The following is a 1,897-nucleotide window of genomic DNA, read 5'->3' as shown; positions in this document are numbered from 1 at the left end:
CCTAGGATGAAGCTCTGTATACTAAAAGCAGCTTGTTCTTACGAGCAAGCTGCCAAAAGTTAGGTGAAATGGATGGGAAAACCTTCCATGGGTAATTACATCATACCCATGCCACCCATGCCACCCATGCCACCCATGCCACCCATGCCGCCCATGCCGCCCATGCCGCCCATATCGGGAGCAGCACCTTTGGGTTCAGGTTTTTCGACCACTAACGCTTCAGTGGTTAAAACCATTCCAGCAATGGAACCTGCATTTTGCACGGAAGAGCGAACGACTTTAGCGGGGTCAATAATACCAGCGGCAATCATGTCTACATATTCACCCGTGGCGGCATTGTAGCCCACATTAAATTCGGTTGTCCGTACATGGGCAACGATGACTGAACCTTCAACGCCAGCATTATCAGCGATTTGACGTAGGGGAGCAGCTAGGGCACGAGCGACGATCTCTGCACCAATTTGTTCTTCGGCGGTTAATTGTCCTTTGAGTTCTTCAACTTTGTTGGAGAGGTGAATTAAGGTGGTTCCGCCTCCGGGAACAATGCCTTCATCAACGGCGGCTTTGGTCGCGTTGAGTGCGTCTTCGATGCGGAGTTTGCGGTCTTTGAGTTCGGTTTCGGTGGCTGCACCAACTTTGATTACAGCAACACCACCAGCGAGTTTGGCGATCCGCTCTTGGAGTTTTTCTTTATCGTAGTCGGAGTCGGTTTCGTCGAGTTGGCGACGAATTTGGGCGATCCGCTTTTCGACATCGGCTTGGGTGTTGTTTTCGGCAACGATGACGGTGCTGTCTTTGTCGATGCTGATTTTGCGGGCAGTTCCGAGCATGTCTAGCTCGACGGTATCGAGGCTTAAGCCAACTTCTTCGGAAATGACTTGACCCCCGGTTAATACGGCGATATCTTGCAGCATTTGTTTGCGGCGATCGCCAAATCCAGGGGCTTTAACGGCAGCAGCATTCAGCACACCTCTAGCTTTATTCACCACTAGGGTAGCTAGAGCTTCGCCTTCAATGTCTTCGGCAATAATGAGTAGGGGTTGACTGGCTCTAGCCATTTTTTCTAAAACGGGAACCAAGTCTTGAATGGAGCTGATTTTTTTGTCGGTGAGTAGGAGTTTTGCATTCTCATATTCCACCGTCATTTGGTCGCTGTTGGTGATGAAATAGGGAGAGAGATAACCGCGATCGATTTCCATCCCTTCAACCACTTCTAGCTCCGTGAGCAAGGATTTGGATTCTTCAACGGTGATCACACCATCTTTGGTTACCGCTTCCATGGCTTTGGCAATCATTTGCCCGACTTCTTCGTCATTGCCAGAAGAAACGGTGGCGACTTGGGCGATCGCCTCTCCTTCTACAGGTTTGGCAATGGCTTGAATTTCTGTGACTAAGTGGGCAATGGTTTTTTCAATTCCCCGACGTAGCGCTACGGGGTTTGCACCAGCAGCTACATTTTTTAACCCTTCCTTTACCATGGCTTGAGCTAAAACGGTGGCGGTGGTGGTTCCATCTCCCGCCGTGTCTTTGGTTTTGGAAGCCACTTCCCGGATCAGTTGCGCTCCGGTATTTTCTAGGGGATCTTCGAGTTCAATTTCTTTAGCAACGGTGATCCCATCATTAATGATTTGGGGCGCACCAAATTGCTTTTCTAACAGCACATTCCGACCTTTAGGGCCAAGAGTAATGCGGACGGCATCCGCTAGGGCGTTTACACCTTTTTCTAAGGCTTTGCGCGATTCTTCCTTAAATGAGACGATTTTAGCCATACACCTTTAGGGTTAGGTTTACGTGATATCATCAGCCAATTTAGCACTCTCTTAGTTAGAGTGCTAACCTCTTCCACATATATCAGGTTTTAGGTCAGGTTTCGAGGTAGGGATATCCACACATGGTA

1 protein-coding gene is annotated in these 1,897 nt (G+C 49.1%); it reads right to left on the bottom strand.

Annotated elements, in window-relative coordinates; translation table 11 throughout:
* Positions 1-95: 95 nt before the first annotated feature.
* Complete coding sequence (gene groL, locus AC3A14_RS23310) at positions 96-1,769, bottom strand: chaperonin GroEL (protein WP_318701359.1); 1,674 nt, start codon at positions 1,767-1,769, stop codon at positions 96-98.
* Positions 1,770-1,897: the final 128 nt, after the last annotated feature.

It is taken from the genome of Roseofilum sp., from assembly GCF_982964205.1.
Note: the sequence above shows the minus strand (reverse complement) of the source record. Positions and strands in the feature narration are given on the sequence as shown.